Origin of the sequence: Bradyrhizobium genosp. SA-4 str. CB756 (genome assembly GCF_000473125.1) — a bacterium.
Lineage (GTDB): Bacteria > Pseudomonadota > Alphaproteobacteria > Rhizobiales > Xanthobacteraceae > Bradyrhizobium > Bradyrhizobium arachidis.
On sequence record NZ_KI421499.1, the window covers coordinates 8,491,741 to 8,514,363 of the forward strand.

The window sequence follows — 22,623 nt, forward strand, 5'->3', positions numbered from 1 at the left end:
GATCTCTCCCCGCATCCGCCTTCGCTAAAGCTTCGGCGAGATGGGCGCGGGGAGAGGCGAAGAGCCTCATTTCACCTTCGGCAGCACCTGCTTCACGACCTGCTTGCCTTCGACCACCTCGACCAGAAAGCTCTGGCGATCGATGTCGCCGTTCGCATCGAAGGTGACGTCCATCAGGATGCCGGGCTCCTCCGAGGCCTTGATCGTCAATCCATGCAGCGTGTCGGCGAACGCCTTGGAATCGACCTTGCCCATCTTCTCGGTGGTGGCCTTCACCATGTAGACGGCGAGATAGCCCTTCAGGCCGTTATGATCGGGGACGTAATTGTACTTCTTCGAAAACTTCTCGCGGAACGCCTTGATCAGGTCGACCGGCGCGTCGGTGGTGAGGCCGACATGCCCGCGCGCGCCGTTGGCAGCATCGCCCGCGAGCTCGATCACCTTCTGGCCGATCAGCGTGGTCTCGCCCATCAGCGGTGCGGTGACGCCCTGGCGCTTCAGCTCCTTGAGGATGCGCGCGCTCTCTTCCTCGTTGAGATAGACGAAGACGGCGTCGGGATTGGCCGCCTTGATCTTGCCGACGTCGGCGGCGAAGTCGGCCTGGCCGGCTTCGGTCGAGAGGTCGGCGACCACCTTGGAGCCGAGCCGGTCGAGCTCCTTGACGACGACGTCGCGGCCGCCGCGGCCAAAATCATTGTTGACCCAGACCACCGCGACCGACTTCGCCTTCATCTCGTCGTGGATGTATTTGGCGACCTTCGGCATCGAGGATTGCTGGCCGAACGAGGTGCGGAACAGGAACTTGTTGCCGGCCTGTGTCAGCTCGGCGGCTTCGCCGCCCATGATCTGCGCGATGCCGGCTTCGGCCGCGAGCGGGGCGGTGACCTTGACCGAGCCGGAATAGCCGGGCCCGAGCAGCACGTAGGGTTCAGCATCGAGCGCTTTTTGCACCTGGGCGCGGGCGACGCCGGGGTTGGACTGCGAGTCGGCGTGGGTGACCTCGAGCTTGCGGCCGAGCACGCCGCCCTTGGCGTTGATCTCCTCGATGGCGAGGTCGATGCCGTTCTTCCAGTTGGTGCCGACGGTGGCGCCGCCGCCCGAGAGTTCGGCGACGTCGGCGAGCTTGATCGCCTGGGCGAAGGCGCCCGCCGTCGTGATTGCGGTGAGCAGCGCGCCCACCAGTAGCGTTGATTTCATCGTCCTCTCCTCCCGGTTCAATTTTGCAAGCGGCCTTGTGTCCGGCCGCTTCGCTTCAAGCGGCCTGATACGCGGCGCTGCGCGCGGCCATCACGGCGTCAAAAGCCTCTCCCATGACTTCAGTCGAGGGGGCAAGGCCTGTGAACAGTTCGAATGCGTCAGCGGCTTGGTAGATCGCAAGCTCGCGGCCGGTCATGATCTTCGCACCCTTCTCTTGCGCTGCGGCAAGGAGCGGCGTGATCAGCGGAGAATAGACGGCGTCGGCGACCCACAGGTTTTCGCGCAAAAGCGCCGGCGCGACCGGGGTGTCCCGGTTCGGCAGCATGCCGACCGGCGTGCCGTTGACGAGGCCGGTTGCACCGTCGAGCGCCTCCTCGACACTTCCGGCCACCCGCGCGCCGCCATGCCTGGCCAGCAGCGCGGCGAGTTTCTCGGCCCGCGCCGGCTCGCTGTCGAAGATGCGGAGATCCGCAACCTTCAGGCTTGCCAGCGCAAAGGCGATCGCCTTGCCGACGCCGCCGGTGCCGATGACGGCCACGGCATTTCCGGCAGGAGCCAGCAGCGGTTTGACGGCGCGCGCAAAGCCTGTCGTGTCGGTATTGTGGCCGATCAGTCGGCCCTCCCTAACGACGACGGTGTTGACCGCCGCCATGGTCGCCGCAGCCGGTGCCAATTCGTCGAGCAGCGGCACCACGGCCTCCTTGTAAGGAAAGGTGACGTTGACGCCGGCAAAGCCGAGCCGGCGCACGCCCTCGAGCATCATGCTGAGGCCGGTCGCGTCCGCACCGGCGACCTCGATGAGCTGGTAATGGCCGCGCAGCCCAAGCGCCTCGGCGGCGCGCTCATGCATCGCAGGGGACGCGGAATGCGCGATCGGCGCGCCGATCAGGCCGGTGAGGAGCTTCTTGCTGGCGGCGTATCCGCGCTTTGACATGGTTCGCTATCGTCTCGTTGGGAGCGTTCGGTATCGGCCATTAGCGGGGAAACCCGCGCAATTCCAAGGGGCTTCCAACCGTAACGATAGCCTTTCCTCCGCCTAACACAATTACCCATTTATCCAGCAAACCTAACATCATGTTATTTCTTGCGTCCGCGTGCCGAGGCGGTCTTGCCGTTGCCGCGGGACGGCTCGACCGCGCGCATCTCGGCGCGCAGGGATTCGATGAAATATTCGACATGGAGCGACAGCGGTGCGCCGCGTTTGACTGCGATATAGGTATCGAAGCGCGTCGGCTCGGTGATCTTCAACAGCTCGATGCCGGGATAGCCGCCATGGGCCACGGTGAACTGGTCGATGATGGCGATGCCGAGCCCCGCCTTCACCAGCGCGCAGACCGTGGTGCCGAAGCGCGCGCGGATGGTGATGTTGTAGTCGAGCCGGTGGCGCGCGAAGATCTCGGCCATGATCCGGCCGTAGGGGTCGTTGGGATCGATGCCGATCAGCGGATAGCGGGTGATCTCGGCGGCGGAGACCTGCTTGCGGCCGGCCAGCTCGTGGCCGGGCGGCACGATGCAGTAGAGCTCGCCCGAGGCGAGCGGCATGAAGTCGAGCCCGGAATGCTCCAGGCGGTAGCTCATCGCCACGCACTCGCCGCGGCCGAGCAGGAGATAGTCGATCGCTTCCTCGAGCTTGAGGATGTTGATGTCGATGCCGAGATCGGGATAGCGACGTCGGACCCGCTCGATCGCGCGCGGCACCATCACCTGCGAGATGCTCGGCACCGAGCCGATGCGCAGCTCCGACAATCCGCCGCGGCCGATCTTGGAGATGATCTCGGAGAGATCGTCGACCTTCTTGTAGACGCCGTTGATCTGCTCGAAAATATTCTCGGCTTCCGGCGTCGGGAAGTAGCGCCCGTTCTGGCGCTGGAAGAAGCGAATGCCGAGCGAGCGCTCGGTGTATTTGACGAGGCGGCTGATCCCCGGCGCCGACACGTTGAGCAGCTTGGCCGCGCCGCCGATGGTGCCCGTCACCATCACGGCACGGATCACTTCCACCTGGCGCAGCGTCATCATGGTCGTGGCATCCGAGAGGATTGGCATCCGAAAGAGATCGTGGCGGCGATCATCTCACGAGAGCCGCGGTGTCATCCAGCGGCAAGTGTGTGGTGGTGTGGATGATGGCGCGTTGCGCTCGCTTACCCTCTCCTCTTGTGGGAGAGGGTGGCTCGCCGCGGAGCGGCGAGACGCGTGAGGGGGTATTTCTCCGCAACATTCAGATGCGGGTTTGGATTCGTGGAGAGAGGCCCCTCATCCGGCGCTTCGCGCCACCTTCTCCCACAAGGGGAGAAGGAGGGATAACTTCGCGGTCAGAGTGTTTCGACTAAAATCTGCGCGTTCAAATGGAAGGGTGGCGTCGTCGCGCGATCTGTTCCATCGGCGTCGTTGCTTCAACTGCGTGGACTAGCTCGCCGGGCCTTCGGGCGAGGCGGTGTCTGCCGGTTTGGTGCGCTCGCTTTGCAGCACCTCGCGCGCGAACTCGATGATCTTCTGCTTGTTTGCCGTTTCACGGACGGCGAAAAACACGCGGTTCAATTCCAGGCCGAGCACGCTGTTGAGGGCGATGTCCTCGTCTTCCATCGTGGTTTTCCCGCTTCAGACGCTTGCAGGTGTATCTTGACGTCACTTCTTCCACAAGTAGATTAAATGTTCAGAGCGCGTGGGCACCGGAAAACTACGGGAGCGGCGAATTGAGGGAGCCCCCAAATACGTGCTATAGCGGACGTCGAGGGTCAGGAAACGCACCGATGTCCGCCGTAGATTATGGCCGGGAAGCGCTCGACTTCATCGAGGGTCTGGGAGCCCATACCAAGGTTCCAGACACCATGGACGCGCTTGCGACCGCGTTCAGCCGGTATGGTTTCGAGCACATCATCGTCACCGGTCTGCCCAATCCCGATCAGCGCTTCGCCCAGATGGTGCTTGCCAAGCGCTGGCCGGCGGAGTGGTTCAGCCTCTACACGGAAAAGAGCTACGACCGCGTCGATCCCGTGATCCGCAAGTGCCGGCACACAGTGAATCCGTTCGAATGGTCGGAAGCCCCCTACGATGCGGAGTTCGAGCCGGGTGCTGCGGAAGTGATGCGGCGGGCGGCCGATTTCCGCATGTCGCGGGGTTTCGTGGTGCCGATCCACGGCTTGACCGGCTATGAAGCGGGCGTCTCGCTCGGCGGCGTCCACCTCGATCTCAACGCCCGCAGCAAGCCGGCGCTGCACCTGATCGCGATGTATGGCTTCGACCACATTCGTCGTCTGCTCGCGCCGGCGCCGCATCCGTCAGCGCGTCTCACCCCGCGCGAGCGCGAGGTGCTCGCCTGGGCCTCGCAGGGCAAGTCGGCCTGGGAAATCGGCGAGATCCTGCACATCACGCAGCGCACCGCCGAAGAGCATCTTGCAACTGCCGCGCGCAAGCTTGGCGCCGTCAACCGCACGCACGCGGTTGCGCTCGCGATCCGGCAAAGAATCATCACGCCCTGAAATCGGCGCGTACTGGGAAATTTCCCAATAGTCGCTCCCGGCGTTTTCCATGAGGATTCCCCCATTATTTCAAGCCATGGGGGAGTCGATGATTCATGTGATCTCTGCCGCAAACCGGCACCTCTACGAGGATGTCCTCGAGCAGCATTTCAGGCTGCGCCACGAGATTTTTGTCGAGGAACGGAAGTGGGAGGCGCTGCGCAAACCCGACGGCCGCGAGATCGACGCCTACGACAATGACGATTCGATCTACCTGCTGTCGCTCGAGAACCGCCGCGTGCTCGGCGGCTATCGGCTGTACCCTACTACCAAGCCGACCATGATGAGCGAGGTGTTCCCGCATCTGGCCGCGGTGCGGGGATGCCCGGCGGACGCGCTGGTCTGGGAGTGGTCGCGCTTCTTCGTGTCGCGCGAGCGCCGCGACGGCGCGCTCAATCTGCAATTGATGGCGGCGGCGCAGGAGTTCTGTCTCGATCAGGGGATCGAGCGGCTCTGTCTCGTCATGGAGACGTGGTGGCTGCCGCGCTTCCACGACATCGGCTTCGTCGTCACCCCGCTGGGATTACCGGCGCTGATCGAGGATTCCTGGACCATGGCGGCGACCATCGAGGTTCGCCAGGAATCGCTCGATGTCGTGCGCGAGCGGATCGGGATGAAGGATGTCGTGCGCCAGGACGGTCCGCGGATCGACTGCATCGCCCGTGCCAACCTTTGCGGCCTCGCTGCCGCGCAACGAAAGAGCGCCTGAGATGTCGAACATGATGCGGGACAGCCAGATCGTGGCGCAGACCAAGGACGAGAATCTCGGCTACATGTCGGACATGGCGCTCGAGCTGGCGCAGATGGCGGACGATTCCGGATTGGCGACGCTCGCCTATCTGTTCCGGATGGCGGCGCTGGAGGCTTCGACGGCCAACAGCGTGCTCGCCGAACCGGACGATCTTCCCCAGCAGATGACGTCGCACTAGGCGCATCGCCCTACATTCCGACGAAGCACACGCCCTCTCCCCGGCAACGGGAGAGGGCGATCGCATATGGTTTCCGGCGACAGTCTTCGCGCGCCTCGTCCTTCGAGACGCTTGCTTCGCAAGCTCCCAAGGATGAGGCTGGGCAGCCTCGGTGCCCGTTGAGATGGTTGCCGCGCACGCCGTCCTTATCCTGAGGAGCCCGCCAAAGCGGGCGTCTCGAAGGATGGACCGCAGGGAAGAACCCGCTTCTCGTCCGCGGTAAGCCTGCGGCAGGTTGACCCATCCTGCGCGGCAGCCTTCTTGCAAGGCAGCATTTGATCGCATGCATCGGCATGCAACAAAGTGCATGTTTGGTGTCGAATCGCTCTTGCCTCGGAACGATACTGCCATTACCCATTTTTCCGCCTTGAAGAGGCAGGGGGAGCTCTTTCACTGATGGCGACTGTGTTCGAACATCGGCGCGATATCGCGTGCGCCTGAAAGAGTTTTGATGCTGCTGGTCGTCGAACAGTTCTTGAACGGATTGCAGTTCGGCCTGCTGCTGTTCCTGCTCGCCGCCGGCCTGACGCTGGTGTTCGGGATCATGGATCTCGTCAACCTCGCGCACGGCTCGCTCTACATGATGGGCGCGTATTTCGCCGCGACCTTCGCGGCGTGGACCGGCAGCTTCCTACTCGGCGCACTGATGGCGTTAGGGGCGACGCTCGTGCTCGGCATCGTGCTGGAGATGACGGCGCTGCGGCATCTCTACGGCCGCGATCATCTCGACCACGTGCTCGCGACCTTCGGTCTGATCTTGTTCTTCAATGAAGCGGTGCGGCTGATCTGGGGGCCGGCGGGCCTCGCGCTGCCGCTGCCGGCCTGGCTCACCGTGCCGGTGCCGATCCTGCCCGGCATTCATTATCCCGCTTATCGACTCGCCATCATCATCGTGGCGCTGCTGGTGGCGCTGCTGCTCTATCTCGGCGTGATGCGCACGCGCATCGGGATGCTCATTCGCGCCGGCGCCTCCAATCGCGAGATGATCGGGGCGCTCGGCATCAACATCAAGCTGCTCTACACGCTGGTGTTCGGCCTGGGTGCCGCGCTCGCCGGCCTTGCCGGGCTGATGCAGGCGCCGATCCTCACTGTGCAGATCGGCATGGGCGAGAACATTTTGATCCTCGCCTTCGTCATCATCGTGATCGGCGGCATCGGCTCGATCCGCGGCGCCTTCCTCGCCGCGATCTTCGTCGGCATGATAGATACGCTCGGCCGCGCCTTCCTGCCCAATCTGCTGCGGCAGGTGCTGAGCGGCGCCGCCGCCTCCACTGCCGCCCCCGCGCTGTCGTCCATGCTGATCTATCTCCTGATGGCGATCGTGCTGGTGGTGCGGCCGGAGGGGCTGTTTCCGGCCAACCGTCGATGAAGGGTTTGAGCGTGAGCAAGGCCGTCACGGCCCTGATGCTGGCGGGTCTCGTGCTGCTGCCGCTCTATTCGTACCTCTCCGGCAACATCTTCATCCTGACCCTGTTCACCCGCATCGTCATCCTGGCGCTGGCGGCCGCGAGCCTCAACCTCATCATGGGCTTTGGCGGCATGATGAGCTTTGGCCACGCCGCCTATCTCGGTATCGGCGGCTACGCGGTCGGCATGCTGGCGCAGGAAGGCGTGGGCTCCGGCTTCATCCAGTTTCCGGTCGCGCTGGCAGCGTCCGCGATCTACGCGCTCGTGATCGGCGCGCTCTCCTTGCGCACGCGCGGCGTCTATTTCATCATGATCACGCTCGCCTTTGCGCAGATGGCCTATTACGTCGCCTCGGGCCTCGCGCGCTACGGCGGCGATGACGGCCTCACCGTCTACAAGCGCAGCGACTTCTCCGGGCTGATCAACCTGTCGGACCGCACGCAGTTCTATTATCTGTGTCTCGCCTGCTTGTTCGCCGTGATCTTCCTGATCTGGCGCATCGTCAATTCGCGCTTCGGCCTCGTGGTGCAGGGCCTGCGCTCGAACGAGCAGCGCATGCAGGCGATCGGCTTCCCGGCCAAGCGCTACCAGCTGGTCTGCTTCGTCATATCGGGCACCATGTGCGGCCTCGCCGGCGCGCTGCTCGCCAACAACACCGATTTCGTCAGCCCGGCCGTGATGTACTGGACGCGCTCCGGCGACCTCATGGTGATGGTGATCTTAGGGGGCATGGGCACGCTGTTCGGTCCTGTCATGGGCGCGGTGGTGTTTTTGCTGCTAGAAGAATTCCTGTCGCAGATCACCGAATATTGGGCGCTGATCATGGGGCCGCTGCTGCTCCTGATCGTGCTGTTCGGCCGCGGCGGCATCATGGGCATGCTGGGGAGGGCGGGCCGTGGCTGAACCCTTGCTCCGCGTCGAGAAGCTGGTGCGCCGCTTCGGCGGCATCACTGCGACGGACAACGTCTCGCTCGACGTTTCGGCCGGCGAGCTGCACGCCATCATCGGCCCGAACGGCGCCGGCAAGACCACGCTGATCAGCCAGCTCACCGGGCATCTCGAACCGCATTCCGGCAGTGTCTCGCTGGCGGGACGCGATATCACCTACTTGCCGGCCTATCGCCGCTGCGCGCTGGGGCTTGCACGCTCGTTCCAGATCACCTCGCTGCTGCTCGACTTCACCGCCGCCGACAATGTCGCGCTGGCGGCACAGGCGCATGCCGGCACCTCGTTCCGCTTCTTCGCCAATGCGCGCAAGGAGAGGAGCCTGCGCGATGCCGCGCACGCCGCGCTCGATCGCGTCGGCCTCGGCCATCGCGCCGATGTCGTGGTGAACAAGCTCAGCCATGGCGAGCGGCGCGAGCTCGAGCTTGCCGTCGCGCTGGCGAGCAAGCCAAAGCTTTTGCTGCTGGATGAGCCGATGGCGGGTCTCGGTGTCACCGAATCCCAACGCATGGTGAAACTGCTCCAGGAGCTGCGCAAAGAGGTTTCGATCGTGCTGGTCGAGCACGACATGCCGGCCGTGTTCGCGCTGGCCGATCGCATCTCGGTGCTGGTCTATGGCCGCGTCATTGCCTCCGGCGATCCGGCCGCGATCCGCGCCAATGACGAGGTCAAGCGCGCCTATCTCGGCGACCAGCATGTGGTGACGCACCATGGCTGACACCCTGCTCGACGTCGACGGCATCGAGACCTGCTACGGCCTCAGCCAGGTGCTGTTCGGCCTGTCGCTGTCGGTCAAAGCAGGCGAGATGGTCTCGCTGATGGGCCGCAACGGCATGGGCAAGACCACCACCATCCGTTCCATCATGGGCCTGACGCCGGCGCGATCGGGCGCGATCCGATTTGCAGGCGCCGAAGTGCGGCAGCTTCCGTCGTATCGGATCGCAAAACTCGGCGTCGGCCTCGTCCCCGAGGGACGCCAGATCTTCCCGAACCTCACCGTGCGCGAAAACCTGGTCGCAGCCGCCGCCGATCGCTTCGATAGCCCCAATCCCTGGACGCTTGCCGCCATCTACGTGATGTTCCCGCGCCTTGCCGAGCGCGCTGCCAACATGGGCAACCAGCTCTCCGGCGGCGAGCAGCAGATGCTCGCGATCGGCCGCGCGCTGATGACCAATCCCAAACTGCTGATCCTCGATGAAGCGACCGAGGGCCTTGCGCCGCTGATCCGCGAAGAGATCTGGAACTGCCTGTCGCTGCTCAAGAGCCGCGGGCAGTCGATCCTGGTCGTCGACAAGAACGTCGATCACCTCGCCCGCATCTGCGACCGCCACTACATCATCGAGCGCGGCAAGACGGTGTGGAGCGGCACGTCAAACGAGCTGATGGCCGAGCAGGATCTGCAGCACAAATATCTGGGCATCTGACGCGTCTCCTGATCCGCAGCGCGCGCCGATCTGCCGCAGGCGTAGAGGTCGAGCACAATCCAGAAGCTCTCCAAACTGGACGCAGAGGTCTTGAGCGCGTCGCCGCCAGCGGCCAAAGTCCGCGGCGTAAGCGGATGCAATGCAGGACTTCTACGATCAAATTGTCGGACGGCCTGAAGATGACATCATCGGCTCCGCAGCAGCCCAATGGCTGAATTTTCCGGGCTGTGTGTTCGTCAAAGGTGAGTTTCGAGCCGACCCTGACGGGCGCGCGGTCGTGGCCCCCGGCCTGTTCATCACCGTGACGTTCGACGACGGCGCTGGCCGCGGCATTCTGACGCGCGTGCCCGGCGGTGAAAGGCAGATGACGGCAATCGCCGTACGCGAAGCTCTCGCCGTCGAACGCTCGGTGCACTGTGCCGAGCATCCTGCGATCGGCCTGGCGCTTCCCCGGGCCTCCATCGACGAGCTTGGACTCGGGGACGAGTTTCGAGCGCTGTTCGCGAGCGACGGGTCGGATACAGCCACCGTCGCTTTGACGGCGTCTGCGCGCATACAGACCGTTGCAGCCGAGATGTTCTCGCCGCCGGTCGCCGGAAACGCGGCGCAATTGCTGCGGTCGGCGCATGCGGCCGAGATCGTCGTCCACGCCTTGTTCGGCGAGCGCGGCCGGATTGCGGTCGATCCGGCGGCCGACCTCCAGCGGATGCGGTTGCAATCGGTGAAGGAGCGGATGGACGCCGATCTCGCCTACCCCTGGAGCATCGACGAGCTGGCGCGGAGCGCAGGGCTCAGCCGCCGGTCCTTCAATCAGAAATTCCAGATGGCCTATGGCGTCAGCGCAATCGACTATCTGAGGGGCCAGCGGCTCGATGCCGCGCGTGCCCTCCTGATTCGCCAGCGTCTGTCGGTCACCGAGGCGGCCTATCGGGTTGGCTATGCCCATCCGGCAAATTTCGCGACGGCCTTCCGCAGGCGCTTTGGCTATTCGCCGAGCCGCTGTCAGCAGACTTGAAAGCCTCCACGCGCGATCAAAGGTGATTTGCGCGCGCGCAAAGGCGGCGGCTGCCCCGATCTGGTTACTCCCCGGTTGTTCGAACACGGAGCTCGGGGAAGACGATGAAGCGGAACGACGGCCAGACGCTCGGCTGGGAATGGATGGTGAGAACTGGTCTGGGAGCGGCCGGCCTGGGAATGCTCCTGCACGCGGCCCCGTCGGCCGCACAGGTCTCGACGGCCAATTCGGGTCAGACGGCGGCGACATTGCCGCCGGTCACGGTGGAGACACCGAGCCAGCCGCGTCCGCGTGCCCAGTCTTCACAGCGCACGTCGCAATCGCAGCGCGGCCGCGTCGCGGCACAGCGCAATGCCGGCTCCGGCCCAGCCAGAAATCCGGACACGCGCGAGGGCGATGCCGGTCGCGGCAACGCGTCGAGCGAGCACAGCTATGTGGCGAACAGCAGTTCCGCAGGCACGAAGACCAACACGCCATTGCTCGAGACGCCACAGTCGATCTCGGTCGTGACGCGCAAAGAGCTCAACGACCGCGCCGTGCAGACGCTGACGGAAGCGGTCGGCTATGAGCCGGGCGTCCGCATCGATGCCGCCGGCTACGATCCACGCTTCGACGCTATCTCGATCCGCGGCTTCGACATCACCTACAACGGCATCTATCTCGACGGCTTACGCCTCGTCGGGGCCGGTCTCGGCGTGTTCAAGACCGAGCCTTACGGCGTCGACAGCATCACGGTGGTGCGCGGGCCGAGCTCGGCGCTCTATGGCCTCGGCTCGCCCGGTGGATTGATCGACCTGCAGAGCAAGCTGCCGACCAGCCAACCGTTCCACGAGGTGCAGACGCTGTTCGGCGACCGTGATCGCGTTCAGGGCAATTTCGATCTGTCGGGTCCGGTCGATCCTGGCGGCCAATTTTCCTATCGGCTGACCGGCGTGGTACGCGACGCCGACGTGTTCGTGCCCGGCGGCAAGGACAATCGTGTCTATGTCGCTCCCGCCGTCACCTGGAAGCCGGATCAATCGACGACCCTGACGGTTCTCGGCGCCTACCAGAAATCGAAGACGCCCGGATCCATGTTCACCTACTCGACGGGGACAGGGACGACGACCGACATCTTCACCGGCAGTCCATCCTACAACTCGCTGGACCAGGAGCAGGGACGCGTGGGCTATCTGTTCGAGCACGCGTTCAACAACGCCGTCACCGTTCGTCAGAAATTCCGCTACGTCGATGTCGATGCAGTCACCCGCTACGTGGGCTTTCTCGGCGCTCCCGTGGGCGACGTGGTCTCACGCTACACCGGCTACGTCCACGACACGCTGCAATCGGCCATCATCGACAACCAGGTCGAGGCGAAGCTTTCCACCGGCCCCGTGCAGCACACCCTCCTGGTCGGCACCGACTACACCGCGTCGACGTTCAACGACATGCAGGGCTTCGGCTTCGGCGTTTCCTCGCTCAATCTGGCCGCGCCGGTCTATGCGCCGGAATCCATTCCCGATCCCGTAATCTCGTCCTCCACAGCCCAGCGGCAGACCCAATCCGGCGTCTACGTCCAGGACCAGGCCAAGCTCGACCATTGGATCCTGACACTAAGCGGCCGCAGCGACTGGGTCCGCACCACGGGCGAGGATCTGTTCGCGCTGACCCATCAGACGCAGTCCGATCAGGCCTATAGCGGGCGAGCCGGGCTGACCTATGTGTTCGATTCCGGAGTTGCGCCCTACGTCGCCTATTCGACGTCGTTCTTTCCCAATCTCGGCGTCGATCCGTCGGGCGCCTTCTTCAAGCCGACCACGGGCAAGCAGACCGAGATCGGCGTCAAGTATCAGCCGCAGGGGACGCGGAGCTTCATCACGGCTGCGGTCTTCGACCTGACCCAGGATGGCGGCCTGGTCACGACCGGCACGGGCGTGACGGTCCAGCGCGGCGAGATTCAAAGCCGCGGCTTCGAATTGCAGGGGCTCGCGAGCCTCGGCAATGGCTTCGACATCACCTCGTCCTACACCTATCTCGACATGGTGACCAAGCAGGCCGGCGACAGCTCGCTGGTCGGCAAGTTTCCCTCGGGCAATCCTCCGCATACCGTGACGCTCTGGGGCAATTACGCCCTGCCGCTGGCCGGCCCGTTCGCGGGATTGAGCGTCGGCACTGGTGTGCGCTACATGTCCTGGAGCTATGGCGACGACGCCAACACGTTCAAGAACAGCTCGGTGACCCTGGTCGACGCGGCGCTGAAATATGATTTCGGCCAGGCGGCGAAGGAGCTGAAGGGACTTCAGTTCCAGGTCAACGCGAAGAACCTGTTCAATCTGCACTACACCACGTGCCAGGTCGGATATTGCTACCGCGGCGCGCCGCTGACCGTCATCGCAACGCTCGGCTACCGCTGGTGAGCGATCACCAATAGATCCCGTGGCGGTGCAACTCACGCACCACGCGGGTTTCGACGGAAGGCTGGCGGCGCTTCGGTTTGGTGGTTCCGGTCGTGCTCGCCGCCGCCGGTGATTGTGCAGCTGGACCCGTTGCGGCCGGTGACGTCGTGGCCGCCGGAGCGGACGTTGGCGCGGTGGTCGCTGTCTGGGCATTTGCCGGCTGCGATGGCGCCTGAGAGGTCTGCGGTGAGACCGCTGCCGCGGACTGCTCGGTCGCTTGCTGGCTCGCATTGGTGGCGGCAAGGCTCAGACTTCGCGATCCGCCCGCATAGGCTTGGCTTGCCAGCACCGACATTGCGGCGATCAGGATCAGCTTGCGCATGGCAATCCCCGTTATCGGACAGTCGGTCTTACCCAAATCGCTTTGCTACCGCGCCAGCCGGTGCGTCCCGATTTCGATCAGGGTGGCCCGACAGGACAGGCGATAGATCAGGCTGAACAATTGGCCGAACATGATCGAACTCCAGTGTTGATCATCAAAGCTACCAATAGCCCTCGTGTCTTTCCGGCCGTTTTCACGCCTTGAGGAAAATGGCTTCGTCCGCGACCGGCGTGATGTCGTCGGAACAAGTTGACGAAGTCGTCTCACAGGGGCGTGAGGCGTGAACCGCCAAGCGCAGAAAAACCCAGCCCCAGTTGACGTCGGAATAATATCGGGATATCCATCTATCCAATTTATCGGGATATCCCGCTATTGGAGGCGAGATGGCTGAGCAAGATCTGCCTGTTGTCGAACGAAACCGCTGCAATTGCTTGGCCCTGCGCAAGGCATCGCGCCACATGACGCTGTTCTACGATGCCGCGCTGGAGCCTTCGGGCCTTCGTTCGACGCAGTATGCCCTTCTGACCGAGATCCATCGGCGCGGCGATGCTCCCCCCTCGATCGGCGACCTCGCGGAAGCGCTGGTGATGGACCAGTCGACCATCGGCCAGAACCTGCGGCCGCTGCAGCGCGACGGCCTGGTTACGCTCGAGCGTGACGAGGCCGATCGCCGGAGCCGGTTGGCGAAGCTGACGCGGGCAGGGCGCTCGCGCCTTGCCGATGCGCGGCCGCTCTGGCTGGCGGCGCAGGAGAAATTCGAAAACGGGTTTGGCAAGCGGGCTGCTGCCGAGCTGCGGAACGTGCTCGCCGGTATCGCCGGCGATCAGTCGCTGATCGCCGACCGGCAAGAAGAGGCATAATCCATGAACAGTATCGAACGCGCGACGTTTGCTCGCGCCGTGCCGCTTGACGATCTCTCGCTGCGGCCCAAACCTCCCCGTCCGCCGACGTCGCCGAACACGGTGCTGGCGATCGTCTGTGTCGGCATCTGCCTTGCCAATCTCGACCTCTTCATCGTCAACGTCGCGCTCCCGAGCATCGGGCAGGATTTCAAGGGTGCCTCCCTCGACGACATGTCGTGGGTCCTGAACGGCTACGCCATCGCGTATGCGGCGCTGCTGGTGTTCTTCGGCCGCCTGGCCGAGCGTCATCGCAGAAATCTCAGCTTCCTGCTCGGCGTCGGCCTCTTCACGGTGGCATCGGCCGCCTGCGCCGCCGCCAGCAATGTAGAGATGCTGACCGCGTTTCGCATTGTGCAGGCCGCGGGCGCCGCATTGATGACGCCGACCTCACTCGGTCTGCTGCTGGCGGTGTTTGCGCCGGAAAAGCGCGGCGGCGCGGTGCGGACCTGGACGGCGATCGGCGGCCTTGCCGCCGCGCTCGGGCCGGTCGTCGGCGGCGTGCTGGTCGCCGTCAATTGGCGCTGGATCTTCTTCGTCAACGTGCCGATCGGTCTCGTGGCCATGGCGATCGGCTGGTGGAAGCTGCCGGAGATCGAGGGCCATGACGCGCCTCGTCCCAAATTCTTCGATGCGGTGCTGGTGACCGGCGGCATCGGCGCGCTGACTTTCGCCATCGTCAAGGTCAGCGACTGGGGCCTGCGCGCGCCGGCCATCGGCTACAGCTTTGCGGCTGCCGCGATCCTGCTCGTATTGTTCGTCTGGCGTTGCCTTCGCCTGAAAAATCCCTTTGTCGATCCGGCGCTGTTTCGCATCCGCCAATTCACTGGCGCGGCCCTGGTGATGGCGCCGTACTCGGCCGCCTTCGGCGCCATGCTGCTGTCGGTCGCGCTGTGGGAGCAGACGGCGTGGGGATGGTCTGCGTTGCAGACCGGGCTTGCGATCGCGCCGGGGCCGCTGATGGTGCCGATCACCTCGCTGCTGTTCGCCGGGCGATTGATCGCGCGCTTCGGTGCTGCGCCCGTCGTCACGGCCGGCATCGTGGTGTTCGCTGCCGGTCTGGTCGCCTGGGCGAGCCTGATCGGCCCCGAGCCGCATCCGGCCTTCGTGATCCTGGGCATGATTCCGACCGGCATCGGCGTCGGCTTGACGTTCCCGACCTTGATGGGCGTCAGCGCCGCGGGCCTGCCGCCCTCGTCGTTTGCGACGGGCTCGGGCGTGATCAACATGATCCGTCAGGCCTCGCTCGCGATCGGCGTTGCGATCTTCGTCGCCATCATCGGCTCACCTTCATCGTTGCCGGAGCGCCTCGTGGCGTTCCAGCGCGGATGGTGGGTGATGGTCGCGATCGTCGCCCTTGGCCTCGTGCCAACCTACTTCTACCTCAGGCAGAAGCCGAAGGCGCCCTGACGGGGCGCCTCAAAACACCTCGAAATATTCGCGGTGCTCCCAGTCGGTCACCTCTGCGAGGAAGCGGTCGATCTCGGCGTTCTTGATGTGGGTGTAGTAGTCGACGAACTCGGCCCCGAGCTTCTCGCGGAAGAACGGATCGTCCTTCAGCGCACCGACCGCATCGCGCAGCGACTTCGGCAGCAGCGGCGCCTTGGTTTCGTAGGGCGTATCAGCGGAGGGGCCGGGATCGAGCTTGCGGTCGACGCCGTCGAGGCCCGAGAGAATCTGCGAGGCCATGTAGAGATAGGGATTGGCGGCGGGCTCGCCGATGCGGTTCTCCAGGCGCGTCGCGGCATCATTGGCGCCGCCGAGCACGCGGATCATCACGCCGCGATTGTCGCGGCCCCAGATCGCGCGATCCGGTGCCAGCGAATAGGAGCGGTAGCGCTTGTAGCCGTTGATGGTCGGCGTCGTGAACACGGTCGAGGCGCGGGCGTGGTCGAGCAGGCCGGCGAGGTAGGACTTGCCGAACGCGCTGAGCGGCTCCGCACCGTCCTTCGCCATGAACTGATTCTCGCCGGTCGCGCGCGAGACGATCGACTGGTGTAGGTGCCAGCCGCTCGCGAACACGTTCGGCAGTTTTGGGCGGCACATGAAGGTAGCGTGGTAGCCGTGGCGACGCGCAATCTGCTTCACGGCGCTGCGAAACAGCACCATGTTGTCGGCGGGCTCCAGGCCCTTCCTCGGCGCGAAGGTGAACTCGCACTGGCTGGGGCCGAACTCGACCTCGACGGAGCGCAAGGGCAGCCCGAGCGCGACGATGTCGCGGCGCAAGATCTCCAGCACCGGCTCCATCTGATCGAACCGCTGCTCGGTGAGATATTGATAGCCGTGGCTGAGCAGGCTCACCGAGGGCGGCGTGCCCGGCTGTCCGGCGTCTTCCGCGCGCATATGCGGATCGTCGAGCTTGAAGATGTGGAATTCGACCTCGAGGCCTGCGACAAAATCGTGGCCGCGCGCGCCGAGCTCATCGAGCACGCGCCGGTAAAGGTTGCGCGTCGCGAACGGCACCGGGCGGCCATCGCCAAAATACAGGTCGCACAGCACCCAGCCCGTCGCCGGCGCCCACGGCAGCACGCGAAACGTGGTGGGGTCGGCGACCATCAGCACGTCCGCCGCGCCTTCCATCTCCTTCATGCCGAAGCCGCCGCCTGCCGTGAACACCGGAAACACCGTGCGGTGCGAGGTGTCCTTGGCGAGCATGGTGGTGGTGATGGAGCAGCCGCTCTCCAACGAGGCAATCGCTTCAGTGGCGATGATGGTCTTGCCGCGCAGGATGCCGTGCTGGTCGGGGAAGGCGAGGCGGATGACCTCGAGGTTCTTTTCCTCGACGAGACGACGCATGCGCTGGGCTGCGTCCTTCTGCTCATCCGACCACAGCCCATGACGCACGACGAAAGTCACTTCACCACTCCCTCAACTGCCGTAGGGTGGGCAAAGCGAAGCGTGCCCACCGCGTCTATCGTCGCAACGGAAGAATCGTGGGCACGGCGCGTTGCGCCTTTGCCCACCCTACGAGAGCCGGGCAAAGTCGTCACTCCGCCGCCGTCAGCCGGTGCACGTTGTCAGCGATCTCCTTCGGCACCGGCGCTGTCCACGGCGCGCCGCGGCGGCGCTTGACGTCGACTTCCATCCAGTAAGTCTCCCAGCCGCGCGTTGGGCCGATGCCATCCATGGTCGCCGGGCCCTGGATGCTGCGCGCGCTGGCCTCGTCCAGGAACAGCATCGGCTTCTCGCTGCCTGAGACCTTCTCGATCTCCTGCCGCAGCAGGCGGCGATATTGCACGATCGCCTTGTCGGATTGCCCAAGATGCTCCTTGGTGCGGTCCTGGATCGCGCCCATCGATTCCACCGCCCACTGATCGTGGACGTTGATGTCGGTGCCCATGCCGGTATAGGTCGCGGTCTGCTGCTCATGCGGATCGAAGCCGTAATCGTTGGCTTTGTTCTTGCGCGATTTGTAGTCGGGCAGCTCATAGAGCTCTAGCCGCTGGTCGCGCATCTTCTGCTTGTCGACCGGGTTCGAATAGCTCGTGAAGATCGCGTACCAGTAGCAGTTCTCGTCGTCGACCGGCACGTGCCACTGCGTGATCGTCATCTCCGTGCTCATGGGGATGACGAAGCCGTGCGGGAAGAGCTGGTTGGTGACGCGCACATGGGTGCGCTCCTCGTCGATCTCGCGCAGCGCGATCAGGCGCAGGCCGTATTCGGTGTGCTCGACATTGATGATCGGGCGATCGTATTCGCGCAGGATCTTCGTCATCGGCAGGTCGCTGCCGGCGGACGCGCCGCGGAACTGCTTGCCATAGGCGGTGGAGGTGTCCTCGTCCTCGAAGAAGCGGTGCAGATAGGAGGCGTGCGCGGGATCGATGCCGACCTCGAGTGCCTGCAGCCAGTTGCAGGCCATGTGGCCCTTGAACGCGAAGGTGTGCGTGTCAGGTGCAACGAAGCAGTCGATCTCCGGAAATGCCGGCGGCTCGCCTTCGCCGAGATAGGCCCAGAGGATGCCGCTCTTCTCCACCACAGGATAGGAGCGCTGGCGGATGTTCTGGCAGAGCTTTGAGTCCTTCGGCTCGGCCGGCGTCTCGATGCACTGGCCGGTGGCATCGAACAGCCAGCCATGGAAGGCGCAGCGCAGGCCGCCATGCTCCAGCCGCCCGAAAGCGAGGTCGGCGCCGCGATGCGCGCAATGGCGGTCGATCAGGCCGTAACGTCCCGTCTCGTCGCGAAACAGCACCAGGTTTTCGCCGAGCAGTTTGACCGGACGGATCGGCCGCTCGCCCTCGAGTTCGTCGACCAGCGCCGCCGGCTGCCAGTAGCTCCGCATCAGCTTGCCGCATGGGTCTTTCGGCCCGGTGCGGGTGATCAGGTCGTTCTGCTCCTGGCTCATCATGGCGGTCGCGTCCTTTTTCTGGAAAGCGCTTTTCTGGAGAGACGTTTTGTTCGTCTATTGAACGAATGGGCGAATTATGACATGCCTTGGATCAGCAGCAAGCACTATTTTGCAGGATTGTCCCGGCGATGCCCAAGCTCAAGCGAAGCGATAGCGAGGAGCGCGCGACGGATTTCGTCGAAGCCCTCGATCGCGGCCTGCGCCTGCTCCAGTGCTTCGGCATGACGACCGGTCCGATGACGCTGAGCGATCTCGCCCGTGCCGCCGATCTGCCGCGTGCGACCGCGCGGCGCATGCTGTTCACGCTCCAGCGCGGCGGCTACGTCTCCGGTGATGGAAAACTGTTCTCGCTGACGCCGCATGTGCTGACACTCGCGGCGTCCTATTTGCGATCCAACCAGCTCGTCTCCGTGCTCCAGCCCGTGCTCGACCGTGTCGCGACTGCGGCCAACGAAATCTCCTCGCTCGCTGTGCTCGATGGCGACGAGGTCGTGTTCATCGCGCGCAGCAGCCCGGCGCGGATGTTCTCGGGCGGCCTCGAAATCGGCTACCGCCTGCCGGCCTTCTGCACCTCGGTCGGCCGCGCCATGCTCGGCCAGCTCGACGATGCCGATCTCGCCGCGCGCCTGAAGGCGATGAAGCGCGAAGCGCTGACACCGCAGACGGTGACCGATACCAAGGCGCTGCTGGCGCGCATCGCCGCCGATCACGAGCAGGGCTATTCGCTGGTCGACCGCGAGGCCGAGCCGCATTTCCGCTCGATCTCGGTGCCGGTGCGTCGCTACGACGGCGTGATCGTCGCCGCCATCAACATGGGCGCCCATGTCGATCGCGTGCCGGCGCAGGAATTGATCGACCGTTTCCTGCCGCTGCTGCGCGAAGGCGCGGAGGCGGTGCGGTCGCAATTGCTGTAGCCCACCTAATCCCTGCCGCCTGTGCTATAATGCGTTCCACGCAAGATCAGGGAGCACGCCATGCAACACACCATGGTTCCCAGTGACCGCGTCGAGCACGTCGCCGTCTATGGTTGCGACGGCACGAAGCTCGGCACGATCGAACGATTGATGCTCGAGAAGGTAAGTGGAACGGTCGCCTACGCCGTGATCAAGACCGGCAGGCTGCTCGGTACGCACCACCATTATCCCGTGCAGTGGAGCGCGCTGAAATATGATCCGGGACGTCAGGCCTTTCAGGTCGATCTGACGTCGGAGCAATTGAGCAGCGGCCCCTGCGAAGTCGATGGCGATGAATTCGACTGGGGCGACCGCTCGCGGCCGTACCAGCATCCGAACTATTGGTCGATCTGACGGCCCGATGGGGCAAGCGTCGCGCGTTGACCCGCGCGCACAGGTCACGGTGCGCCAACGTGCTTGCTGTGTCAAAAGGCAAAAATGCCGCATGACACACCTCTCATCGCCACCATCGTCGTTGGGCTTGGATTAGCCTTCGTACTTGGAACTCTCGCGCAGCGGTTCCGTATTCCGCCGCTGGTCGGATATCTCCTTGCGGGTGTCGCGGTAGGCCCGTTCACGCCCGGCTTCGTCGCCGACCAGGCGCTCGCGACCGAGCTTTCGGAGCTCGGTATCATCCTGCTGATGTTCGGCGTCGGCCTGCATTTCTCGCTGCAGGATCTGCTCAGCGTCCGCAACATCGCGGTGCCCGGCGCCGTGGTGCAGATCGCGGTCGCGACAATAATGGGGCTTGGCCTGTCGCTGCTGATGGGCTGGAGCGTCAGTGCCGGTCTCGTGTTCGGTCTCGCCCTGTCGGTCGCGAGCACCGTCGTCCTGCTTCGCGCGCTGCAGGAGCGGCGCCTGATGGAGACCGACCGCGGCCGCATCGCCGTCGGCTGGCTCATCGTCGAAGACCTCGCGATGGTGCTCGTGCTGGTGCTGTTTCCGGCGATCGCGAGCCTTCAGGGCGGCGCCGACGGCAAGCCGGCGTTCGAGCCGCTGGCCGCGCAGGCTGGCCTCGGGCTCGCCGGCATCGTGATGCTGACGCTCCTCAAGATCGTCGTGTTCATCGGCTTGATGCTGGTGGTGGGACGCCGGGTGATCCCCTGGATCCTGCATTACATCGCGCACACCGGCTCGCGCGAACTGTTCCGCCTCGCCGTGCTGGCGATCGCGCTATGCATCGCCTTCGGGGCGACCAAGCTGTTCGACGTGTCGCTGGCGCTGGGCGCCTTCTTCGCCGGCATGATGCTGCGGGAATCGCCGCTCAGCGCGCGGGCCGCGCAGGAATCGCTGCCGCTGCGCGATGCCTTTGCCGTGCTGTTCTTCGTCTCGGTCGGCATGATGTTCGATCCGATGAGCGTGGTCCGCGAGCCCTGGCCGCTGCTGGCGACGCTCGCGATCATCATGCTCGGAAAATCGCTCGCCGCGTTCCTGATCGTGGTCATATTCCGGCATCCGGCCGCAACCGCCCTGACGATCTCGGCGAGCCTGTCGCAGATCGGCGAGTTCTCCTTCATCCTGGCCGAGCTCGGCGTCGTCTCGCAGATCCTGCCGCGTGAAGGCCGCGATTTGATCATGGCCGGCGCGATCCTTTCCATCATGTTCAACCCGTTGATGTTCGCGGCCGCCACCTGGCTCGCGCCGCGCCTCGATCCCAGGCGGGATACGCCACAAGCCGCGGCCGCCGTGCCCGAGCCGATCCGCACCACCGATCTCACCGACCATACGATCGTGATCGGCTATGGCCGCGTCGGCGCGCTGGTCGGCGATGCCCTGAAGCAGCGGCGATTGCCTTTCCTCGTCGCCGAGGTCGGAGAGAGCGCGCTCGAGAAGCTGAAGCAGGGCGGCATCGAGACGGTTACGGGCAACGCCGCGCAGCCGGAAATCCTCGACGCCACCAATCCGTCACGGGCGCGGCATCTGGTGATTGCGATCCCCGAGGCGTTCGAGGCGGGGCAGATCGTGCAGCAGGCGCGGGCGGCCAATCCGGATATCCGCATCATCGCGCGGGCGCATGCGGATGCCGAGGTCGATCATTTGAAGGGGCTGGGGGCAGATGTCGTCATCATGGGCGAGCGGGAAATCGCGCGCGGCATGATCGAGGAGCTGGAAAGGAGAGTTCCGGATGCTGCCCAGCAAGATTCCCGCGCGCTCGCGGCAGGTTCGGTCGTATGACCTGATTACGCCTGATGGACGCACCTACCGCTTTCCGCCGCCGACCCTGCTGCAGCGGCTGTTGCGGTGGGCGGTTGGGCACGCGGAGACGATGGCGATCTCGGCGGCGATCCTGGCACTGATCTATGTCGCGGGCTTTGCGGCCGAGGCGTTCGATCGGTCGGTGTTTGACGCGTGCAATGATCGGATGCGTGGGGTGGGTTACGCCTTCGGCTAACCCGCCCTGCGCACCTTGTTCGCCTCTACCGCTCCTCCGCCTCCCGCTCCATATCGCGCCCCGATAAATCCTCGCCCTGCATGTTGGCGTAGTCCCTCGCCATCTCGCGCATCAAAAACTTTGCCGGCACGTCGTGATAGGTGCCGCGGTCGTTGACGTATTGCATGTAAGCACGACCCTCGCCGTCGAACGGATGTAGCAGTGCATCGGTGTGGCCGTCGAAGTCGAGCGGGGCCACGCCGACCTTGGCGCAGAGTGTGTCGTTGAAGGTCGGCGTTGCCTTGCGCCAGGCGCCGTCGACATGCAGCTCGGTAAAGCCGTGCCAGGTGAAGATGTCGGTGCCCATGCTCGCCCGCAGCTTTTCGGTGGTGAGATGGTTCTTGACGTCGGCAAAGCCGACCCGGGCGGGGATGCCGTGGACGCGGCAGGCGGCGGCATAGAGCGAGGCCTTGCCGACGCAGTAACCTTGCCCGGCGGCGAGCACGCTCGAGGCACGAAACGTCTCGGCGATGCGCATGCTGACGTACGGGTTGTAACGGATGCCATCGCGCACCGCCTTGTAGAGCACGCTCGCCTTCTCGCGCGCGCCCGCATCTGCGCGCACGGCGGCTTCGGCGAAGCTCTTCACGGCGGGATGATCGCTGTCGATGTACTCGCCTGGATCGGTGTAGAGGCGGCGGATGGTATCCGGGAGAATGTCTGCCATGGCCGACAGCTTAACAGTTGATCCGCGCGGAACTCAAATCGCCTGACGCATGGAGCGTTGCGCGCAAGCGATCCATTTGCGTCGAGACGCTGGTTGCCAT

At 64.6% G+C, this 22,623-nt stretch carries 23 protein-coding genes; 15 read left to right on the top strand and 8 right to left on the bottom strand.

Features of this window, described 5'->3' with window-relative positions; translation table 11 throughout:
* Nucleotides 1-66 precede the first annotated feature (66 nt).
* The 4 genes from BRAGE_RS0140975 to BRAGE_RS55415 all read right to left on the bottom strand — a co-directional run bounded on the left by BRAGE_RS0140975 (nucleotide 67) and on the right by BRAGE_RS55415 (nucleotide 3,777).
* Nucleotides 67-1,197, bottom strand: a complete 1,131-nt coding sequence (locus BRAGE_RS0140975) for an ABC transporter substrate-binding protein (protein WP_027564134.1) — start codon at nucleotides 1,195-1,197, stop codon at nucleotides 67-69.
* 55 nt (nucleotides 1,198-1,252) lie between these two features.
* Nucleotides 1,253-2,131 (bottom strand): shikimate dehydrogenase, encoded by an 879-nt coding sequence (locus BRAGE_RS0140980; RefSeq protein ID WP_027564135.1) that lies wholly within the window; start codon nucleotides 2,129-2,131, stop codon nucleotides 1,253-1,255.
* A 143-nt stretch (nucleotides 2,132-2,274) separates the two neighbouring features.
* Nucleotides 2,275-3,213, bottom strand: coding sequence for a LysR family transcriptional regulator (locus BRAGE_RS0140985; RefSeq protein WP_027564136.1), 939 nt, complete (start codon nucleotides 3,211-3,213; stop codon nucleotides 2,275-2,277).
* Between the two features lie 387 nt (nucleotides 3,214-3,600).
* On the bottom strand, nucleotides 3,601-3,777 hold the full coding sequence (locus BRAGE_RS55415; RefSeq protein ID WP_035730623.1) for a hypothetical protein: 177 nt from the start codon (nucleotides 3,775-3,777) through the stop codon (nucleotides 3,601-3,603).
* Nucleotides 3,778-3,944: 167 nt separating this feature from the next.
* On the opposite strand from BRAGE_RS55415, the gene BRAGE_RS0140995 reads away from it, so the two are divergent.
* From BRAGE_RS0140995 to BRAGE_RS0141035, 9 genes are all read left to right on the top strand, one after another.
* On the top strand, nucleotides 3,945-4,673 hold the full coding sequence (locus tag BRAGE_RS0140995) for a LuxR family transcriptional regulator (protein WP_027564137.1): 729 nt from the start codon (nucleotides 3,945-3,947) through the stop codon (nucleotides 4,671-4,673).
* 88 nt (nucleotides 4,674-4,761) lie between these two features.
* Entirely contained in the window at nucleotides 4,762-5,421 is a 660-nt protein-coding gene (locus BRAGE_RS0141000; RefSeq protein ID WP_027564138.1) for an acyl-homoserine-lactone synthase, read from the top strand.
* Nucleotide 5,422: 1 nt separating this feature from the next.
* Nucleotides 5,423-5,641 (top strand): hypothetical protein, encoded by a 219-nt coding sequence (locus BRAGE_RS0141005; protein WP_027564139.1) that lies wholly within the window; start codon nucleotides 5,423-5,425, stop codon nucleotides 5,639-5,641.
* Nucleotides 5,642-6,131: 490 nt separating this feature from the next.
* On the top strand, nucleotides 6,132-7,049 hold the full coding sequence (locus tag BRAGE_RS0141010; RefSeq protein WP_027564140.1) for a branched-chain amino acid ABC transporter permease: 918 nt from the start codon (nucleotides 6,132-6,134) through the stop codon (nucleotides 7,047-7,049).
* Nucleotides 7,046-7,990 (top strand): branched-chain amino acid ABC transporter permease, encoded by a 945-nt coding sequence (locus tag BRAGE_RS0141015; RefSeq protein WP_027564141.1) that lies wholly within the window; start codon nucleotides 7,046-7,048, stop codon nucleotides 7,988-7,990. Before BRAGE_RS0141010 ends, BRAGE_RS0141015 begins: the two co-directional genes overlap by 4 nt.
* Entirely contained in the window at nucleotides 7,983-8,750 is a 768-nt protein-coding gene (locus tag BRAGE_RS0141020; RefSeq protein ID WP_027564142.1) for an ABC transporter ATP-binding protein, read from the top strand. The genes BRAGE_RS0141015 and BRAGE_RS0141020 overlap by 8 nt, the downstream gene beginning before the upstream one ends.
* Nucleotides 8,743-9,456, top strand: a complete 714-nt coding sequence (locus BRAGE_RS0141025) for an ABC transporter ATP-binding protein (protein WP_027564143.1) — start codon at nucleotides 8,743-8,745, stop codon at nucleotides 9,454-9,456. Before BRAGE_RS0141020 ends, BRAGE_RS0141025 begins: the two co-directional genes overlap by 8 nt.
* Before the next feature lie 139 nt (nucleotides 9,457-9,595).
* Complete coding sequence (locus BRAGE_RS0141030) at nucleotides 9,596-10,471, top strand: helix-turn-helix transcriptional regulator (RefSeq protein ID WP_027564144.1); 876 nt, start codon at nucleotides 9,596-9,598, stop codon at nucleotides 10,469-10,471.
* A gap of 104 nt (nucleotides 10,472-10,575) precedes the next feature.
* Nucleotides 10,576-12,867: a TonB-dependent siderophore receptor gene (locus BRAGE_RS0141035; RefSeq protein WP_027564145.1), complete on the top strand. Its 2,292-nt coding sequence runs from the start codon at nucleotides 10,576-10,578 to the stop codon at nucleotides 12,865-12,867.
* A 4-nt stretch (nucleotides 12,868-12,871) separates the two neighbouring features.
* On the opposite strand, the gene BRAGE_RS0141040 is transcribed toward BRAGE_RS0141035, so the two are convergent.
* Entirely contained in the window at nucleotides 12,872-13,228 is a 357-nt protein-coding gene (locus BRAGE_RS0141040; protein ID WP_027564146.1) for a hypothetical protein, read from the bottom strand.
* A 383-nt stretch (nucleotides 13,229-13,611) separates the two neighbouring features.
* Here BRAGE_RS0141040 and BRAGE_RS0141050 point away from each other — a divergent pair, with 383 nt between their 5' ends.
* Nucleotides 13,612-14,088 carry a MarR family winged helix-turn-helix transcriptional regulator gene (locus BRAGE_RS0141050; protein ID WP_027564147.1) on the top strand — a complete coding sequence of 159 codons (477 nt, stop codon included), beginning with the start codon at nucleotides 13,612-13,614 and terminating at the stop codon, nucleotides 14,086-14,088.
* A gap of 3 nt (nucleotides 14,089-14,091) precedes the next feature.
* On the top strand, nucleotides 14,092-15,537 hold the full coding sequence (locus BRAGE_RS51005) for an MFS transporter (protein WP_084334951.1): 1,446 nt from the start codon (nucleotides 14,092-14,094) through the stop codon (nucleotides 15,535-15,537).
* A gap of 9 nt (nucleotides 15,538-15,546) precedes the next feature.
* Here the strand turns inward: BRAGE_RS51005 and BRAGE_RS0141060 are convergent, their stop codons facing one another.
* Nucleotides 15,547-16,983, bottom strand: coding sequence for a glutamine synthetase family protein (locus tag BRAGE_RS0141060; RefSeq protein WP_027564148.1), 1,437 nt, complete (start codon nucleotides 16,981-16,983; stop codon nucleotides 15,547-15,549).
* A gap of 130 nt (nucleotides 16,984-17,113) precedes the next feature.
* Nucleotides 17,114-18,472 carry an aromatic ring-hydroxylating dioxygenase subunit alpha gene (locus tag BRAGE_RS0141065; protein WP_027564149.1) on the bottom strand — a complete coding sequence of 453 codons (1,359 nt, stop codon included), beginning with the start codon at nucleotides 18,470-18,472 and terminating at the stop codon, nucleotides 17,114-17,116.
* A 128-nt stretch (nucleotides 18,473-18,600) separates the two neighbouring features.
* Here BRAGE_RS0141065 and BRAGE_RS0141070 point away from each other — a divergent pair, with 128 nt between their 5' ends.
* The 4 genes from BRAGE_RS0141070 to BRAGE_RS0141085 all read left to right on the top strand — a co-directional run bounded on the left by BRAGE_RS0141070 (nucleotide 18,601) and on the right by BRAGE_RS0141085 (nucleotide 21,817).
* Complete coding sequence (locus tag BRAGE_RS0141070) at nucleotides 18,601-19,386, top strand: IclR family transcriptional regulator domain-containing protein (RefSeq protein WP_027564150.1); 786 nt, start codon at nucleotides 18,601-18,603, stop codon at nucleotides 19,384-19,386.
* Nucleotides 19,387-19,446: 60 nt separating this feature from the next.
* Nucleotides 19,447-19,779 carry a PRC-barrel domain-containing protein gene (locus tag BRAGE_RS51010; RefSeq protein WP_027564151.1) on the top strand — a complete coding sequence of 111 codons (333 nt, stop codon included), beginning with the start codon at nucleotides 19,447-19,449 and terminating at the stop codon, nucleotides 19,777-19,779.
* Between the two features lie 84 nt (nucleotides 19,780-19,863).
* On the top strand, nucleotides 19,864-21,600 hold the full coding sequence (gene ybaL / locus BRAGE_RS0141080; RefSeq protein ID WP_027564152.1) for a YbaL family putative K(+) efflux transporter: 1,737 nt from the start codon (nucleotides 19,864-19,866) through the stop codon (nucleotides 21,598-21,600).
* On the top strand, nucleotides 21,551-21,817 hold the full coding sequence (locus tag BRAGE_RS0141085; protein ID WP_027564153.1) for a hypothetical protein: 267 nt from the start codon (nucleotides 21,551-21,553) through the stop codon (nucleotides 21,815-21,817). The genes ybaL and BRAGE_RS0141085 overlap by 50 nt, the downstream gene beginning before the upstream one ends.
* A 25-nt stretch (nucleotides 21,818-21,842) precedes the next feature.
* Here the strand turns inward: BRAGE_RS0141085 and BRAGE_RS0141090 are convergent, their stop codons facing one another.
* Nucleotides 21,843-22,523, bottom strand: a complete 681-nt coding sequence (locus BRAGE_RS0141090) for a transglutaminase-like domain-containing protein (RefSeq protein ID WP_027564154.1) — start codon at nucleotides 22,521-22,523, stop codon at nucleotides 21,843-21,845.
* Nucleotides 22,524-22,623 lie beyond the last annotated feature (100 nt).

Excerpts from the sequence above, each read along its gene's own strand:
- BRAGE_RS0140975 (WP_027564134.1), bottom strand. The coding sequence starts at position 1,197 with ATGAAATCAACGCTACTGGTGGGCGCGCTGCTCACCGCAATCACGACG.
- BRAGE_RS0140980 (WP_027564135.1), bottom strand. The coding sequence starts at position 2,131 with ATGTCAAAGCGCGGATACGCCGCCAGCAAGAAGCTCCTCACCGGCCTG.
- BRAGE_RS0140985 (WP_027564136.1), bottom strand. The coding sequence starts at position 3,213 with ATGATGACGCTGCGCCAGGTGGAAGTGATCCGTGCCGTGATGGTGACG.
- BRAGE_RS55415 (WP_035730623.1), bottom strand. The coding sequence starts at position 3,777 with ATGGAAGACGAGGACATCGCCCTCAACAGCGTGCTCGGCCTGGAATTG.
- BRAGE_RS0140995 (WP_027564137.1), top strand. The coding sequence starts at position 3,945 with ATGTCCGCCGTAGATTATGGCCGGGAAGCGCTCGACTTCATCGAGGGT.
- BRAGE_RS0141000 (WP_027564138.1), top strand. The coding sequence starts at position 4,762 with ATGATTCATGTGATCTCTGCCGCAAACCGGCACCTCTACGAGGATGTC.
- BRAGE_RS0141005 (WP_027564139.1), top strand. The coding sequence starts at position 5,423 with ATGTCGAACATGATGCGGGACAGCCAGATCGTGGCGCAGACCAAGGAC.
- BRAGE_RS0141010 (WP_027564140.1), top strand. The coding sequence starts at position 6,132 with ATGCTGCTGGTCGTCGAACAGTTCTTGAACGGATTGCAGTTCGGCCTG.
- BRAGE_RS0141015 (WP_027564141.1), top strand. The coding sequence starts at position 7,046 with ATGAAGGGTTTGAGCGTGAGCAAGGCCGTCACGGCCCTGATGCTGGCG.
- BRAGE_RS0141025 (WP_027564143.1), top strand. The coding sequence starts at position 8,743 with ATGGCTGACACCCTGCTCGACGTCGACGGCATCGAGACCTGCTACGGC.
- BRAGE_RS0141030 (WP_027564144.1), top strand. The coding sequence starts at position 9,596 with ATGCAGGACTTCTACGATCAAATTGTCGGACGGCCTGAAGATGACATC.
- BRAGE_RS0141035 (WP_027564145.1), top strand. The coding sequence starts at position 10,576 with ATGAAGCGGAACGACGGCCAGACGCTCGGCTGGGAATGGATGGTGAGA.
- BRAGE_RS0141040 (WP_027564146.1), bottom strand. The coding sequence starts at position 13,228 with ATGCGCAAGCTGATCCTGATCGCCGCAATGTCGGTGCTGGCAAGCCAA.
- BRAGE_RS0141050 (WP_027564147.1), top strand. The coding sequence starts at position 13,612 with ATGGCTGAGCAAGATCTGCCTGTTGTCGAACGAAACCGCTGCAATTGC.
- BRAGE_RS51005 (WP_084334951.1), top strand. The coding sequence starts at position 14,092 with ATGAACAGTATCGAACGCGCGACGTTTGCTCGCGCCGTGCCGCTTGAC.
- BRAGE_RS0141065 (WP_027564149.1), bottom strand. The coding sequence starts at position 18,472 with ATGATGAGCCAGGAGCAGAACGACCTGATCACCCGCACCGGGCCGAAA.
- BRAGE_RS0141070 (WP_027564150.1), top strand. The coding sequence starts at position 18,601 with ATGCCCAAGCTCAAGCGAAGCGATAGCGAGGAGCGCGCGACGGATTTC.
- BRAGE_RS51010 (WP_027564151.1), top strand. The coding sequence starts at position 19,447 with ATGCAACACACCATGGTTCCCAGTGACCGCGTCGAGCACGTCGCCGTC.
- ybaL (WP_027564152.1), top strand. The coding sequence starts at position 19,864 with ATGCCGCATGACACACCTCTCATCGCCACCATCGTCGTTGGGCTTGGA.
- BRAGE_RS0141085 (WP_027564153.1), top strand. The coding sequence starts at position 21,551 with ATGCTGCCCAGCAAGATTCCCGCGCGCTCGCGGCAGGTTCGGTCGTAT.
- BRAGE_RS0141090 (WP_027564154.1), bottom strand. The coding sequence starts at position 22,523 with ATGGCAGACATTCTCCCGGATACCATCCGCCGCCTCTACACCGATCCA.